Here is a 14,710-nt window from a genome sequence, read left to right as displayed (position 1 = left end):
ATGCGGACGCGTGCCTGCTGACCGGGCAGGGAAGATGCGATCGTGTTTAATTTCATCACATGTCAACCAGATTATCCCGCCAGCGCGCTGTAGTTTGTTTACACTAGCGCCAGTGTTGAACTTTAGGATACATAACCGTGCTGTTGCTGATCGTTACCACCATTCTGTGGGCTTTTTCTTTTAGTTTAATCGGGGAGTATCTGGCGGGGCAGGTGGATACCTGGTTCTCGGTGCTGATGCGTTTAGGCCTGGCGGCGCTGGTCTTTCTGCCGTTTCTGCGCTGGCGCGGTTACCGCGCCTCAACGTTGCTGCTCTATATGCTGGTGGGCATGCTGCAATTAGGCATCATGTATCTGATCAGCTTTGAGGCTTATCTCTATCTCAGCGTGCCGGAATTCCTGCTGTTTACGGTGATGACGCCGCTGTATGTCACGCTGATTTATGACCTGCTCAGCAAGCGCCCGCTGCGCATTGGCTATGCCTTTAGCGCCCTGCTGGCGGTGCTCGGTGCGGCCATTATCCGCTACGACAAAGTCAGCGATGATTTCTGGTTCGGACTGCTGCTGGTGCAGGCGGCTAACATCTGCTTTGCGATTGGCATGGTGGGCTATAAGCGCCTGCAGGAAGTCCGTCCAATGCCGCAGCACACCGCGTTCTCGTGGTTCTATCTTGGCGCGGTGCTGATCGCGGTGATCGCCTGGTGCATCTGGGGCAATCCGCATAAGCTGCCGACCACCACGCTGCAGTGGGGTGTGCTGGTATGGCTGGGCGTGGCCGCGTCCGGGCTGGGTTACTTCATGTGGAACTACGGCGCGACCCAGGTCGATGCCGGGACGCTGGGCATTATGAACAACATGCACGTGCCGGCAGGATTACTGGTGAATTTGGCGATCTGGCAGGAGAAGCCGCACTGGCCGAGCTTTATCGCCGGGGCGATAGTGATTTTTGCGTCCCTGTACGTGCATAAACGCTGGGTACTGGGACACACGGCCAAAAGCGGCAGTTCAGGCGCTTAGCTTTTTTTCGCGGGTGTCGATGGCCGCTGAATCAGCGTTAAGCCTTTCAGGAAGTTACGCAGAATCTGGTCACCGCACTCGCGATAATTTTTATGATCCGGGTTGCGGAAAATCGCGCCGATTTCAGCCTGTGACACCTTGAAGTTAGCCTTCAGTAAGATATCCGGGATATCGGTGGTTTTCAGCGCGAAGGCGATGCGTAACTTCTTGAGAAAGATATTATTATTCATGCGGCGCTCAACCGACGGGGCCGGCGCGTCTTCGCTTTTGCCGCGACGGTAGAAAATCAGACCGTTGAGGAAGTAGCCCATCAGCACATCCGGCAGTTTACGAAACGCCTCATCGTCATCTTTCTTCAGCCACGCCTGCACATCTTCACGCGGTACTTCACTGCCCGCCAGCGCAAAAATCTCCACCACTTTGCTGTCGCTCAAATCCAGCATATAGCGCACGCTGCGCAGCACATCATTATTGGTCATGGTGAAACTCTCCGGTAGCGGTTAAGGCGGCGCATTATAGAGCAGGCAGGGCAGGGATAACAGCACGGGCGCCATTGGCCGCCCGCGGCATCAGGACGAGACCGGCTGCAGGGAGCCGGGGCGCGAGGCATCGCGCACGTAAGGCAGGTGCTCGCAGGCGTGCTGACGGGCAAAGCGCACAAAGGCCTCCAGCACCGGCTGCCGCTGCTCGCCATCGCGCATCGCCGCGTATAAACGGCTCCACAATCCGTCGCCCAGCGTGCGTGTCACCACCAGCCCCTGGTGCTCAAAGCTCTCTACCACCCAGTGCGGCAGCGCGGCAATGCCCATGCCGGCCGACACCATCTGGATCAGCAACAGCGTATTATCCACGCTCTTCAGCGCCGGGCTGACGCCGGCTGGCTGTAAGAAGTTACGCCACACGTCCAGCCGCTGACGCTGTACCGGATAGATCATCAGCACCTCATCGGCCAAATCTTCCGGCGTGATGTGAGCCAGTTGCGCCAGACGGTGATCCGGCGCCAGCACCAGCCGCACCTCAAAATCAAACATCGGCGCATAGAACAAACCGCTGCGCGGCAGAATATCGGACGTCAGCACCACGTCCAGTTCGCCCTGCTGCAGCGCCGGCTGCGGATCAAAGGTCACGCCGGATTTGAAGTCCATCACTACCTGCGGCCAGCTCTGACGGAAATTGTTCAGGGCCGGCGTCAGCCACTGGATGCAGCTGTGGCATTCGATAGCGATGCGCAACGTGGTCTGATGCGGCTCATGACAGGCCTGCAGCGCCTGCTGGATCTGCGGCAGAATCTGCTCCGCCAGCTGCAACAGAATCTCTCCCTGCGGCGTAAAACGGAGCGGCTGGCTCTTACGCACGAACAGCCGGAAGCCCAGCCGCTGTTCCAGGTCGCTGAACTGGTGAGACAACGCCGATTGCGTCTGATGAAGCTGGGCGGCGGCGGCAGCCAGCGAGCCGGTGTGCCGTAACGCCTGCAGCGTCCGCAGGTGTTTGAGTTCGATCATGAGAGTCCTTCACATCGAGATTGAACAAATTGCGCTTGAGACACATACAGTACCCGCAGATTATAGCGGTGTAAACATCTGGACGGCTAAACATCTCAGACAGACGCGACGGCCACTTTACCTTTGTCCAGCTAACACGCTCAGCGCACGGCAGGATTGCCCGCTGGATGAACGTAAATCGGTTGCTGCGACTGTCGCACAGCGAACAACTTCTGGAGAATCTCACATGACCATTCTGAACCATACTCTCGGTTTCCCTCGCGTCGGACTGCGCCGCGAACTGAAAAAAGCGCAGGAAAGCTACTGGGCCGGGAACAGCTCACAGGACGAACTGCTGGCGGTGGGTCGTGAACTGCGCGCCCGTCACTGGCAGCAGCAGAAAGACGCCGGTGTTGATCTGCTGCCGGTCGGCGATTTTGCCTGGTACGATCACGTACTGACCACCAGTCTGCTGCTCGGTAACGTACCGGCACGGCACCAGAATAAAGACGGCTCGATTGACCTCGACACCCTGTTCCGTATCGGCCGCGGTCGTGCGCCCAGCGGTGAGCCTGCGGCGGCGGCAGAGATGACCAAATGGTTTAACACCAACTATCACTACATCGTGCCGGAATTTACCCAGGGTCAGCAGTTCCGTCTCAGCTGGACGCAACTGCTGGACGAGGTGGATGAAGCGCTGGCGCTCGGCCACGCCATCAAACCGGTGCTGCTGGGGCCGGTGACCTATTTGTGGCTGGGTAAGGTGAAAGGTGACGCCTTTGACCGTCTGTCACTGCTGCAGGCCATTCTGCCGGTGTACCGTCAGGTGCTGGCTGAACTGCGTCAGCGCGGCATCGAATTGGTGCAGATTGATGAGCCGGCGCTGGCGCTGGAACTGCCGCAGGCGTGGCGCGAGGCGTTTAAACCGGCGTACGACGCGCTACAGGGCGAAGTGAAACTGCTGCTGACCACCTACTTTGACAGCATCGGTCAGAATCTTGATGTCATCAAAACGCTGCCGGTGCAGGGCCTGCATGTTGACCTGGTGCACGGCAAAGACGATCTCCAGCAGCTCAACCAGCAGATCCCGGCGGACTGGCTGCTGTCGCTGGGGGTGATCAATGGCCGAAATGTCTGGCGCGCCGATCTCACCCGCTGGTTTGAGCGCCTGCAGCCGCTGATCGGCCAGCGTCAGCAGCTGTGGATTGGATCTTCCTGTTCACTACTGCACAGCCCCATTGACCTGAGCGTCGAAACCCGCCTCGACGATGAGGTAAAAAGCTGGTTCGCCTTTGCGTTACAGAAGTGTACGGAGCTGTCGCTGCTGAGTCAGGCGCTGAACCAGCGCGATGCCGCTGCGCTGCACGCCTGGAGCGCGCCGATTCGTGCCCGGGCAAACTCTGCTCGCGTGCACAACCCCGCCGTGGCGCAGCGTCTGGCGCAAATCCAGGCCAGAGACACTGAGCGCAACAGCAGCTACACCGTGCGTGCTCAGGCGCAGCGTCAGCGCTTTAACCTGCCGGCGTGGCCTACCACCACCATCGGTTCTTTCCCGCAGACGACCGAGATCCGCGGCCTGCGCCTTGACTTCAAAAAAGGCAACATTGACGGCGGCCACTACCGCACCGGTATCGCGGAACACATCCGGCAGGCGATTGCGGAGCAGGAGCGTCTGGGGCTCGACGTGCTGGTGCATGGCGAAGCCGAGCGTAACGACATGGTGGAGTACTTCGGCGAAAACCTCGACGGCTTTGTTTTCACGCAGAACGGCTGGGTACAGAGCTACGGCTCGCGCTGTGTTAAGCCGCCGGTGATCATCGGGGATGTCAGCCGCCCGCAGCCGATTACCGTCGAGTGGGCAAAGTATGCGCAGTCGCTGACCGACAAACCGGTGAAGGGCATGCTGACCGGACCGGTCACCATCCTGTGCTGGTCGTTCCCGCGGGAAGACGTGACGCGCGAAACCATCGCAAAACAGATTGCGCTGGCGCTGCGCGACGAAGTGCAGGACCTGGAAAAAGCCGGTATCGGCATCATTCAGATTGACGAACCGGCGCTGCGTGAAGGCTTGCCGCTGCATCAGTCTGACTGGGCAGCCTACCTGCGCTGGGCGGTGGACGCGTTCCGCCTCAACGCCGCGGTGGCGCAGGACGAGACGCAGATTCACACCCACATGTGTTATTGCGAGTTCAACGACATCATGGATTCGATCGCCGCGCTGGACGCCGACGTGATCACTATCGAAACCTCACGTTCTGATATGGATCTGCTGGATGCGTTTAAAGCGTTCGAATATCCCAATGAAATCGGGCCGGGCGTGTATGACATCCACTCACCCAACGTACCGAGCGTGGAGTGGATGGAAGATCTGCTGCGCAAAGCGGCGCAGAGTATTCCGCAGCAGCGCCTGTGGGTGAATCCGGACTGCGGCCTTAAAACGCGCGGCTGGAGTGAAACGCGTCAGGCGCTGGCCAACATGGTAAAAGCGGCGCAGAAGCTGCGCGCCGAAACCGTTTAATAGCAGGATAATACGTTGTATTGTTGAGTTGGGGCGCGCTGGCGCCCCTTTTTTTATTCCGCGTTCGGCGCGACGCCATACTGCTTAAACCACGCCAGCATGCGCTGCCAGCCATCCTGTGCGGAATCGGCGTGGTAGCTCGGACGATAGTCGGCGTTAAAGGCGTGGCCAGCTTCCGGATACACCACAATCTCGGCTTTGGCATTAGCCGCGTGCAGGGCCTGGCGCATCTTATCGATACTTTCCAGTGGAATGCTTTCATCCTGGCCGCCATACAGGCCCAGCACCGGTGCATTCAAATCCACTGCAATATCAATTGGATGTTTCTGCTGCTTCAGCGTTTTCTCGCCCTCCAGGCGACCGTACCAGGCGGCGGCGGCGCGCACCTGCGGATTATGGGCGGCAAACAGCCAGCTGATGCGACCGCCCCAGCAGAAACCGGTGATCGCCAGACGACGGATATCGCCGCCGTGGCGCGCCGCCCAGTTGGCCACGTGGTCGAGATCCGACAGTACCTGCGAATCCGGCACTTTGCTCACCAGCTCTTTGAACAGGGTGGGGATATCGTTGTAATCGTTGGGATCGCCTTCGCGGAAATAGAGCTCCGGCGCCACGGCGAGATAGCCTTCCAGTGCCAGACGGCGGCACAGATCGCGGATGTGCTCGTGCACGCCGAAAATTTCCTGCACCACCAGCACGACCGGCAGCGTGCCGCTAAACTGTTGCGGACGAGCATAATAAGCCGGCAGGTTCTCACCCTGGCTCGGCACGGACGTCTCGCCCGCGTGAATGGCATCGCTGGCGGTAATGATGGTGCTGGCTGCGGTGGGCTGCACCGCTGGCGCAAAGCCGTCGGTGGCGGATTTTTGTGCCATATTGTCTTCGGTTTTCATGGTTCTCTCCGTGCTAGCAAGTGCGCAATCACGTAACTATAGCCTGGCCTTACGGCAAGGCTGGCGTAGGGTACGAGGGATGGTTAACCTGATCTGCTTCTCTATTAACACTGCCTTTTACGGTTACACAGCACCGCTTGTAGCAATTCAGCGCAGCAGACCGCTAATATGTGATTAGAGTCACACAATATCTTTAGTTCAATGTAACTTTCATTATTGATAGTGAATTCAGTCACATATTTATCCGGGCCGCTGACGTAAAGTGGCGCGCTTATTCCCCCTTATCTTCCAGGAGTCTGATATGGCCCAGTCTGACGTTTTCCACCTTGGCATCACCAAAGCCGATTTGAAAGGAGCCACGCTGGCGATTGTTCCTGGCGATCCGGAGCGCGTGAAGAAAATCGCGGCGCTGATGGAGAATCCACAGCACCTCGCGTCGCATCGTGAATTCACCACCTGGCTGGCGGAGATCGACGGCAAACCGGTGGTTGTCTGTTCCACCGGCATCGGCGGTCCGTCCACCTCTATCGCCGTTGAAGAGCTGGCGCAGCTGGGCGTGCGTACCTTCCTGCGTGTGGGTACCACCGGCGCGATTCAGCCACACATCAACGTGGGTGATGTGCTGGTGACCACCGCCTCGGTCCGTCTGGACGGTGCCAGCCTGCACTTTGCGCCGATGGAATTCCCGGCGGTGGCTGATTTCGCCTGCACCACCGCGCTGGTGGCCGCGGCAGAAGCCTGCGGTGCGACCACGCATATTGGTGTCACTGCCTCGTCAGACACCTTCTATCCTGGCCAGGAGCGCTACGACACCTTCTCCGGACGCGTAGTGAGCCGCTTCCAGGGCTCGATGAAAGAGTGGCAGCAAATGGGCGTACTTAACTATGAAATGGAATCCGCTACACTGTTAACCATGTGCGCCAGTCAGGGACTGCGTGCCGGCATGGTGGCTGGCGTCATCGTGAATCGCACGCAAAAAGAGATCCCGGATGCGGCCACCATGAAGCAGACAGAAAGCGATGCGGTGAAAATTGTGGTGGATGCCGCGCGTCGCTTACTTTAGCGCGCCAGTCAGGGAATGATTTCGAGACCAGGCTTATAGGGAGCTCAGCAATTGCCTGATTAGAATGCGCGCAATTTCAGCCGATTCTGAGAAATTTCCTATGCGCAAAACGATCTCTGTCCCACGTCCGGGTTTTACCAGCCGCCCTGCTGCAATGCAGGCCCGCGTTGAGAGTGCCGCCGCGCGCTTTCGTCAGGCAATGGCCGCGTCAGATTATCCTCTGGCGCGCCAGTGCTGCGAAGAAGTGCTGCGCGTCATGCCTAACCAGATGCAGGTGCTCAGCGACTACGCGCTGACGCTGATGCGCGTCGGCGAACATAAAAAATCCTACAAGATTTACCAGAAAATCTATCAGGCACCGGCGGCGCAGCGCGCGCAGGCGTCGGAAACCTGGCTGGATGGCCTGACGGAAGTGTGTGGCTGGCTGGATAAGACAGATGAAGTGGCGCGTTATGGCCTGGAATCGCTCACCCAATCCGACATGCGTTTCAGTCAGGGCGCGAAAGCGACTTTTCCCGCACCGGCACCTGCGCCGATTAACCGCAGCAATCCGGCAGAAAATATCATCTCCTTCAGCCTGTACGGCGGCCAGCCGCGCTACTGTGAAACCCTGATTAAAAACGTTGAGGTGGCGCGCGAGCTCTATCCGGACTGGATGTGTCGCATTTATCTCGACGATAGCGTGCCGCAGCACGTGTGGCAGCGCCTGACCCAGCCAAACACCCAGCTGGTGGATATGTCGCAGGAGAAAACCATTTTCCCTACGCTGTGGCGCTTTCTGGTGATGGACGATGCCAGCGTAAAACGCTACATCGTGCGCGATGCGGATTCGCTGCTGTCAGAGCGCGAAGTGGCGGCCGTCGATGCCTGGCTGGCTTCGCCATTCTGGTTCCACCACATGCGCGATTATTACTCGCACACCGAGCTGTTACTGGCCGGCATGTGGGGCGGCTGTCACGGCGTGTTTCACAACGTGGAACAGCAGATGCGCGACTTTATCGCGCAGTATGACGGCAGCGAGCGCTTTACCGACCAGTACTTCCTCAAGGTAGCGCTGTGGCCAACGGTGCGCGACAGCATCCTCAATCACGACGATATCTTTCACTTCCACCACGCGCAGCCGTGGCCGGCGCATGCGCCGATTCGCTGGCAGACCGACAGCTTCCACGTCGGCAGCAATGCCGGTTTCGCCAGCATGGCCGGCAAAGTGGCCAACGCCGAAAATGGCCAGCAGCAGGTGGAGCTGACTTACGGCGGCAACAGCTGGTGCTATCCGGCGAAGGTGAAAAGCGACAGCGAATGGGTGCTGCCGATGCCGTTTTTCCTGATTGACGCCTGGAAAGCCGGCGACCTGACCGTACGCGCCCTGTAGTTGCCCGGACGGTGCCCATCGCGCCCGCGATAAAATCCGCGGGTTGCCATGAATGTTCTGGACATTCATACAGTGGCGCTCTACCTTCTCCTCAGCGAGACGATCCGCGGGGGGATTATGGATCAGCAACTTATCATCAGCGGCGCGCTGGCGCTGGCCGGTTTGGGCATTGGCTGGATTATTGCCCAGCTGCGCGCCGGCCATCAGCACGCCAGCTTCACCACTGAACGCCGCCTGCTGGAACAGGCGCAGCAGCGTCAGCAGCAGCAGCTGGAACAGCTGCAACAGCAACTGCAGCAGCGCGAACAGGAGCTGCGCCAGCTTCACGGCACGCTTAGCGGCGCGCAGGAGCGCCTGCAGCAGCTGGATTACTGGCGGGCCGAGAGTGAACAGCTCAGCCGCGAGCTGCGTAATCAGCTGGAAGTTAACAGCGCGCAGGAAGCCGAACTACGGGAAGTCACCATTCGATTAGAAGAGACGCGTTTCGCAGCTGAGGAGAAGCAGCGTCTGCTGACCAACAGCGAACAGCGCCTGAGTGCGCAGTTTGAAAATCTCGCCAACCGAATCTTCGAAAACAGCGGAAAACGCGTCGACGAGCAGAACCGGCAGAGCCTCAACAGCCTGATCGGCCCGTTGCGCGAACAGCTGGACGGCTTCCGCCGCCAGGTCAACGACAGCTTCGGCCAGGAAGCGCGTGAACGCCACACGCTGGCGCACGAAATTCGCCAGTTGCAGCAGCTCAACGCGCAGATGGCGCAGGAAGCGATCAACCTCACCAAAGCGCTGAAGGGCGACAATAAAATTCAGGGCAACTGGGGCGAAGTGGTGCTCAGCCGGGTGCTGGAGGCCTCAGGCCTGCGCGAAGGCTACGAGTATCAGACTCAGGTCAGCGTGCAGCTGGAGCAGCAGGGCCGTATGCAACCGGATGTGATTGTGCGTCTGCCGCAGGGTAAAGATGTGGTGATTGACGCCAAAATGACGCTGATTGCCTACGAGCGCTACTTCAACGCCGACGATGAGCTGACGCGCGAACAGGCGATTCAGGAGCACATCAACGCGGTGCGTGGCCATATCCGGCTGCTGGGGCGTAAAGATTATCAACAATTGCCCGGTTTACGCTCGCTGGATTATGTGCTGATGTTTATTCCGGTCGAACCGGCGTTTCTGCTGGCGATCGACCGCCAGCCGGAGCTGATCAGCGAAGCGCTGCAGCAAAACATTATGCTGGTCAGCCCGACCACGCTGCTGGTGGCGCTGCGCACCATTAATAATCTGTGGCGCTATGAGCATCAGAGCCGTAATGCCCAGCGCATCGCCGACCGTGCTGCGCGCTTGTACGACAAGATGCGGCTGTTTGTCGATGACATGAGCGGCATCGGGCATAGCCTCGACAAAGCGCAGCAGAGTTATCAGCTGGCGATGAAAAAGCTGGCACAGGGGCGCGGCAACCTGATCGCCCAGAGCGAGTCGTTTCGTGCGCTTGGCGTAGAGATCAAACGGCCCATCAACCCGCAACTGGCAGAGCAGGCGCAGCCCGACGCGGCGGATGATACATGGGCCGATGACAGCGAGCCCGCTGAAAATGCGGCAGATTCTTCCGCCGCTTCCCTGCGCCGCATCAACGAATAACACGCCGGTGGCGTGCTCGGATCGCCCGACTCTGATACACTTCGGGAAGTATTGTTTGTGGAACAGGTAAAACCGATGGCAGATGAATCACAGCAGGAAACTACCCATTTTGGCTTTCAGACCGTCGCCAAAAGTGAAAAGGCCGATAAAGTCGCGGACGTGTTTCACTCCGTCGCGGCGAAATATGACCTGATGAACGATCTGATGTCGTTCGGCATCCATCGCGTCTGGAAGCGTTTTACCATCGACAGCAGCGGCGTGCGCCGCGGTCAGCGCGTCCTGGATCTGGCCGGCGGTACCGGCGATCTGACGGCAAAATTCTCGCGCCTGGTCGGTGAAACCGGTCAGGTGGTGCTGGCGGACATCAACAGCTCAATGCTGAAGATGGGACGCGAAAAGCTGCGCAACCTCGGCGTAACCGGCAACGTCAGCTACGTGCAGGCTAACGCAGAAGCGCTGCCGTTCCCGGATAACTATTTCGACTGCATCACCATCTCCTTCGGCCTGCGTAACGTGACCGAAAAAGAGAAGGCGCTGGCGTCGATGTTCCGCGTGCTCAAGCCGGGCGGCCGTCTGCTGGTGCTGGAGTTCTCTAAACCGGTTTTCGAGCCGCTGAGCAAAGCCTACGACACTTACTCTTTCCACATTCTGCCGCGCATCGGCCAGCTGGTGGCAAAAGACGCGGAGAGCTATCGCTATCTGGCGGAGTCGATTCGTATGCATCCGGATCAGGAAACCCTGAAGGCGATGATGAACGACGCTGGCTTTGAAAATACCAGCTACTACAACATGACCGGCGGCATTGTGGCGCTGCATCGTGGCTTTAAGTTCTGATTAATCATGACTTTTACCCCTCTCATCACCGGCGGTCTTGAGACCGCCCTGAACCGTGTGTTGTACCGCGATCGCAGCCTGAAAACCGCACGCCAGCGTCTGGCCGGCAAAGTCCTGCTGCTGCGCCTGCAGGAGCTGGATTTTCCGCTGGTGCTGGTGTTCAGTGAAAACCAGCTGGATGTGCTGAGTGACTGGCAGGACCGCAGCGACTGCAGCGTCAGCCTGCGTTTCAGCACGCTGCCTAAGCTGCGCGATCGTCAGCAGCTGACCAGCCTGATTCGCAGCGGTGAGCTGGACGTGGAAGGCGATCTGCAGGTGGTACAGCAATTCTCCGCGCTGATGGATCTGGCTGAACTCGATCCGGCCGAATATCTCGCGCCGTGGGTGGGCGACATCGCGGCACAGGGCATCAGCCAGGCCGCTCAGCGTGCGCTGGCCCAGCTCAGACAGCAGGTCACCCGCCGTCAGGATTATCTGGGGCAGGTGCTGACCGAAGAGTGGCGCGTGGCACCGGGGGCGCTGGAGCAGGCGTGGTTTTGTGAGGAGGTAGAAGCGATGGAACGTGCGCTTAATGCGTTTGAGGCGCGTTTGGCACAGCTGGAGGCGAAATGACGCTGGGAGAAATTCGGCGCTTATACTTCATTATCAAAGTTTTTCTGACCTACGGGCTGGATGAACTGATTCCGCATATGCGCATCACGCTGCCGCTGCGGCTGTGGCGGCGCTGTGTTTTCTGGATCCCCAACCGGCACAAAGAAGCCGAGATGGGCATCCGTCTGCGTCTGGCCATGGAGCAACTCGGTCCGGTTTGGATCAAGTTCGGTCAGATGCTCTCGACGCGCCGCGACCTGTTCCCGCCGAAAATTGCCGATGAGCTGGCGATTTTGCAGGACCGCGTGGCGCCGTTCGACGGCGTGAAAGCCAAGGCGCAGATTGAGCGTTCGATTGGCGGCCCGGTGGAAACCTGGTTCGACGACTTCGATATCAAACCGCTGGCATCGGCTTCGATTGCCCAGGTGCATACCGCGACGCTGAAATCCAACGGCCGCGAAGTGGTGATCAAAGTGATTCGCCCGGATATCCTGCCGGTGATCAAAGCTGACATGAAGCTGATTTACCGCCTGGCGCGCTGGGTGCCACGTCTGCTGCCGGACGGTCGCCGTCTGCGTCCGATGGAAGTGGTGCGCGACTACGAAAAAACGCTGATTGATGAACTCAATCTGCTGCGTGAAGCTGCCAATGCGATTCAGCTGCGCCGCAACTTCGACCAGAGCCGCATGCTGTACGTGCCGGAAGTGTTCTCCGACTACTGCAGCGAAACCATGCTGGTAATGGAGCGCATTTACGGCATTCCTATCTCCGACGTTGCCACGCTGGAGCAGCACGGCGTCAACATGAAGCTGCTGGCCGAACGCGGCGTACAGGTGTTCTTCACCCAGGTGTTCCGCGACAGCTTCTTCCACGCCGATATGCATCCCGGCAACATCTTCGTCAGCTACGAGCATCCGGAAGATCCGCAGTATATCGGCATTGACTGCGGCATCGTTGGCTCGCTGAACAAAGAAGATAAGCGCTACCTGGCGGAAAATTTCATCGCCTTCTTCAACCGCGACTACCGCAAAGTGGCCGAGCTGCACGTCGACTCGGGCTGGGTACCGCCGGATACCAACGTGGAAGATTTTGAGTTCGCGATCCGTACCGTGTGCGAGCCGATTTTCGAAAAGCCGCTGGCGGAAATCTCCTTTGGTCACGTGCTGCTCAATCTGTTCAACACCGCGCGCCGTTTCAATATGGAAGTGCAGCCGCAGCTGGTGCTGTTGCAGAAAACCCTGCTGTACATCGAGGGCATCGGCCGTCAGCTCTATCCGCAGCTCGATCTGTGGAAAACCGCCAAGCCGTTCCTGGAGGACTGGATTAAGGATCAGATTGGCATTCCGGCCATCCTGCGGGCGGTGAAAGAGAAGGCGCCGTTCTGGGCGGAGAAACTGCCGGAGCTGCCGGAGCTTTTTTACGACAGTATGCGCCAGCACAAGTTATTGCAGCACAGTGTCGATAAACTCGTCACCGATTTGAACGCGCAGCGCACCCGTCATCATCAGGCACGTTATCTGTTTGGCGTCGGGGCTACACTGTTATTAAGTGGCACCGCCGTGCTGTTGAGCCGGCCTGACTGGGACTTCTTCCCGGCGCTGTTAATGGCCGCCGGCATCGTCACCTGGCTCATCGGCTGGCGCAAGACAAACTGATTGTCTGCCTGGTGCAAATCGCGTAATGTCGCAGGCTTAAGTCCGGGTAAAAACGGACTTTCTGTGCGTTACAGTTAACCGTTTTTCACAGAATATTAGAGGCATATCTCATGGGCGGTATCAGTATTTGGCAATTGTTAATCATTGCCGTCATTGTTGTACTTCTGTTCGGTACCAATAAGCTTCGTAACCTGGGTTCGGATTTAGGCTCTTCCATTCGCGGCTTCAAAAAAGCCATGAGCGATGAAGACGAGAAAAAGGATCAACCGAAAGAGCAGGACGCTGACTTCAACGCCAAACTGGCAGACAAACAGCACACCCCGGCGAGCAAAGACGACGCCCGGGACAAGTAAGGTAAAACTGTGTTCGATATTGGTTTTAGTGAACTGGTATTGGTGTTCGTGATCGGGCTGATTGTACTGGGCCCGCAGCGCTTACCGGTTGCGGTGAAAACCGTTGTTGGCTGGATCCGGGCCATTCGCTCGCTGGCTGCTAATGTGCAGAACGAACTGGCCCAGGAGCTGAAACTGCAGGAGCTGCAGGACAGCCTGAAAAAGGTCGAAGAGGCAGGACGCGGCACGCTGTCGCCGGAGCTGAAGCAATCCATGGAAGAGCTGCGTAAAACCGCGGACTCCATGAAGCGCTCGGTGCAGCAGAGCATCGATATCGAAAAAGCGGAAGATGAAGCCAACACCATTCATCAGCCGCCCGCTGCCGCGCCACAGCCCGCAGAGCCGCACAGCGTCGTGACGCCGGCCAGCGCGGCACATCAGGCCAGCGCCCCGGCGCAGGCGCCGCAGCCTGCACCAGCCACCAGCCACACCGATTCCGTCGCGCCTGCGACCACTCCTCCCGTAAAAGATGAACGATAAACATGGCCGTTGAAGATACCCAACCGCTCATCAGCCACCTGATTGAGCTGCGCAAGCGTCTGCTGAACTGCATCATCGCGGTGTTTGTTATCTTCCTGTGTCTGGTTTACTTCGCCAACGACATCTATCACGCGGTGGCAGCGCCGCTGATTAGCCAGATGCCCGCCGGCGCCAGCATGATCGCCACCGACGTGGCCTCACCGTTCTTTACGCCGATCAAACTGACCATCATTGTGTCAGTGTTTCTTGCGGTGCCGGTGATTCTTTATCAGGTCTGGGCGTTTGTCGCCCCCGCGCTGTATCGCCATGAGCGCCGCCTGGTGATGCCGCTGCTGTTCTCCAGTACGCTGCTGTTTTATGTCGGCGTGGCCTTTGCCTACTTCATTGTGTTCCCGCTGGCATTTGGCTTCTTCGCCAAAACCGCGCCGCAGGGCGTCACCATCGCCACGGACATCACTAACTACCTCGACTTTGTCATGACGCTGTTCATGGCGTTTGGCGTGGCGTTTGAGGTGCCGATTGCCATCGTGCTGCTGTGCTGGACCGGCATTACCAGCCCGGACGATCTGAAAAAGAAACGGCCGTATATTCTGGTCGGCGCGTTCGTGGTTGGGATGTTGCTCACACCGCCGGACGTTTTCTCGCAAACTTTGCTCGCTATTCCGATGTACTGCCTGTTTGAAGTCGGCGTATTCTTCTCCCGCTACTATGTGGGTAAAGGACGTCAGGCGGCAGACGATGAGGAACAGAACCCCGACGCCTGATGTCTTTTATGCAGGGCATCCC

At 58.5% G+C, this 14,710-nt stretch carries 14 protein-coding genes; 11 read left to right on the top strand and 3 right to left on the bottom strand.

Annotation, left to right across the window (positions count from 1 at the left end):
* The first annotated feature begins 137 nt into the window (after positions 1-137).
* Positions 138-1,016: a carboxylate/amino acid/amine transporter gene (locus tag C1N60_RS18800; protein ID WP_088516577.1), complete on the top strand. Its 879-nt coding sequence runs from the start codon at positions 138-140 to the stop codon at positions 1,014-1,016.
* Here C1N60_RS18800 and C1N60_RS18795 read toward each other — a convergent pair.
* Positions 1,013-1,495: a YehS family protein gene (locus C1N60_RS18795; protein ID WP_021506956.1), complete on the bottom strand. Its 483-nt coding sequence runs from the start codon at positions 1,493-1,495 to the stop codon at positions 1,013-1,015. The two genes, C1N60_RS18800 and C1N60_RS18795, sit on opposite strands and share 4 nt — an antisense overlap.
* A gap of 90 nt (positions 1,496-1,585) precedes the next feature.
* On the bottom strand, positions 1,586-2,518 hold the full coding sequence (gene metR, locus C1N60_RS18790) for an HTH-type transcriptional regulator MetR (RefSeq protein WP_021506955.1): 933 nt from the start codon (positions 2,516-2,518) through the stop codon (positions 1,586-1,588).
* A gap of 226 nt (positions 2,519-2,744) precedes the next feature.
* On the opposite strand from metR, the gene metE reads away from it, so the two are divergent.
* A complete protein-coding gene (metE, locus tag C1N60_RS18785) occupies positions 2,745-5,015 on the top strand; it encodes a 5-methyltetrahydropteroyltriglutamate--homocysteine S-methyltransferase (RefSeq protein ID WP_394521184.1) in 2,271 nt (756 codons plus the stop codon).
* Positions 5,016-5,068: 53 nt separating this feature from the next.
* Here metE and C1N60_RS18780 read toward each other — a convergent pair whose 3' ends face one another.
* Positions 5,069-5,908, bottom strand: coding sequence for a dienelactone hydrolase family protein (locus tag C1N60_RS18780; RefSeq protein WP_021506953.1), 840 nt, complete (start codon positions 5,906-5,908; stop codon positions 5,069-5,071).
* 301 nt (positions 5,909-6,209) lie between these two features.
* Between C1N60_RS18780 and udp the strand changes: the two genes are divergently transcribed.
* From udp to tatC, 9 genes are all read left to right on the top strand, one after another.
* On the top strand, positions 6,210-6,971 hold the full coding sequence (gene udp, locus C1N60_RS18775) for a uridine phosphorylase (protein WP_021506952.1): 762 nt from the start codon (positions 6,210-6,212) through the stop codon (positions 6,969-6,971).
* A 100-nt stretch (positions 6,972-7,071) separates the two neighbouring features.
* Positions 7,072-8,343: a tetratricopeptide repeat protein gene (locus C1N60_RS18770; protein WP_031279608.1), complete on the top strand. Its 1,272-nt coding sequence runs from the start codon at positions 7,072-7,074 to the stop codon at positions 8,341-8,343.
* Between the two features lie 117 nt (positions 8,344-8,460).
* Positions 8,461-9,972: a DNA recombination protein RmuC gene (rmuC, locus tag C1N60_RS18765; protein ID WP_021506950.1), complete on the top strand. Its 1,512-nt coding sequence runs from the start codon at positions 8,461-8,463 to the stop codon at positions 9,970-9,972.
* Positions 9,973-10,047: 75 nt separating this feature from the next.
* Positions 10,048-10,806, top strand: a complete 759-nt coding sequence (gene ubiE / locus C1N60_RS18760) for a bifunctional demethylmenaquinone methyltransferase/2-methoxy-6-polyprenyl-1,4-benzoquinol methylase UbiE (RefSeq protein ID WP_125310335.1) — start codon at positions 10,048-10,050, stop codon at positions 10,804-10,806.
* Positions 10,807-10,812: 6 nt separating this feature from the next.
* On the top strand, positions 10,813-11,418 hold the full coding sequence (locus tag C1N60_RS18755) for a ubiquinone biosynthesis protein UbiJ (RefSeq protein ID WP_058758122.1): 606 nt from the start codon (positions 10,813-10,815) through the stop codon (positions 11,416-11,418).
* Positions 11,415-13,052 (top strand): ubiquinone biosynthesis regulatory protein kinase UbiB, encoded by a 1,638-nt coding sequence (ubiB, locus tag C1N60_RS18750; protein WP_021506947.1) that lies wholly within the window; start codon positions 11,415-11,417, stop codon positions 13,050-13,052. The genes C1N60_RS18755 and ubiB overlap by 4 nt, the downstream gene beginning before the upstream one ends.
* Positions 13,053-13,162: 110 nt before the next feature.
* Positions 13,163-13,405: a Sec-independent protein translocase subunit TatA gene (tatA, locus tag C1N60_RS18745; protein WP_010618194.1), complete on the top strand. Its 243-nt coding sequence runs from the start codon at positions 13,163-13,165 to the stop codon at positions 13,403-13,405.
* 9 nt (positions 13,406-13,414) lie between these two features.
* A complete protein-coding gene (tatB, locus tag C1N60_RS18740; protein ID WP_127833538.1) occupies positions 13,415-13,924 on the top strand; it encodes a Sec-independent protein translocase protein TatB in 510 nt (169 codons plus the stop codon).
* 2 nt (positions 13,925-13,926) lie between these two features.
* On the top strand, positions 13,927-14,688 hold the full coding sequence (gene tatC, locus C1N60_RS18735) for a Sec-independent protein translocase subunit TatC (RefSeq protein WP_021506945.1): 762 nt from the start codon (positions 13,927-13,929) through the stop codon (positions 14,686-14,688).
* Positions 14,689-14,710: the final 22 nt, after the last annotated feature.

This window comes from Pantoea sp. SGAir0184, from assembly GCF_043544755.1.
Note: the sequence above shows the minus strand (reverse complement) of the source record. Positions and strands in the feature narration are given on the sequence as shown.

Coding starts and splice junctions, on each gene's coding strand:
- C1N60_RS18795 (WP_021506956.1), bottom strand. CDS start 1,495: ATGACCAATAATGATGTGCTGCGCAGCGTGCGCTATATGCTGGATTTG.
- metR (WP_021506955.1), bottom strand. CDS start 2,518: ATGATCGAACTCAAACACCTGCGGACGCTGCAGGCGTTACGGCACACC.
- metE (WP_394521184.1), top strand. CDS start 2,745: ATGACCATTCTGAACCATACTCTCGGTTTCCCTCGCGTCGGACTGCGC.
- C1N60_RS18780 (WP_021506953.1), bottom strand. CDS start 5,908: ATGAAAACCGAAGACAATATGGCACAAAAATCCGCCACCGACGGCTTT.
- udp (WP_021506952.1), top strand. CDS start 6,210: ATGGCCCAGTCTGACGTTTTCCACCTTGGCATCACCAAAGCCGATTTG.
- C1N60_RS18770 (WP_031279608.1), top strand. CDS start 7,072: ATGCGCAAAACGATCTCTGTCCCACGTCCGGGTTTTACCAGCCGCCCT.
- rmuC (WP_021506950.1), top strand. CDS start 8,461: ATGGATCAGCAACTTATCATCAGCGGCGCGCTGGCGCTGGCCGGTTTG.
- ubiE (WP_125310335.1), top strand. CDS start 10,048: ATGGCAGATGAATCACAGCAGGAAACTACCCATTTTGGCTTTCAGACC.
- C1N60_RS18755 (WP_058758122.1), top strand. CDS start 10,813: ATGACTTTTACCCCTCTCATCACCGGCGGTCTTGAGACCGCCCTGAAC.
- ubiB (WP_021506947.1), top strand. CDS start 11,415: ATGACGCTGGGAGAAATTCGGCGCTTATACTTCATTATCAAAGTTTTT.
- tatA (WP_010618194.1), top strand. CDS start 13,163: ATGGGCGGTATCAGTATTTGGCAATTGTTAATCATTGCCGTCATTGTT.
- tatC (WP_021506945.1), top strand. CDS start 13,927: ATGGCCGTTGAAGATACCCAACCGCTCATCAGCCACCTGATTGAGCTG.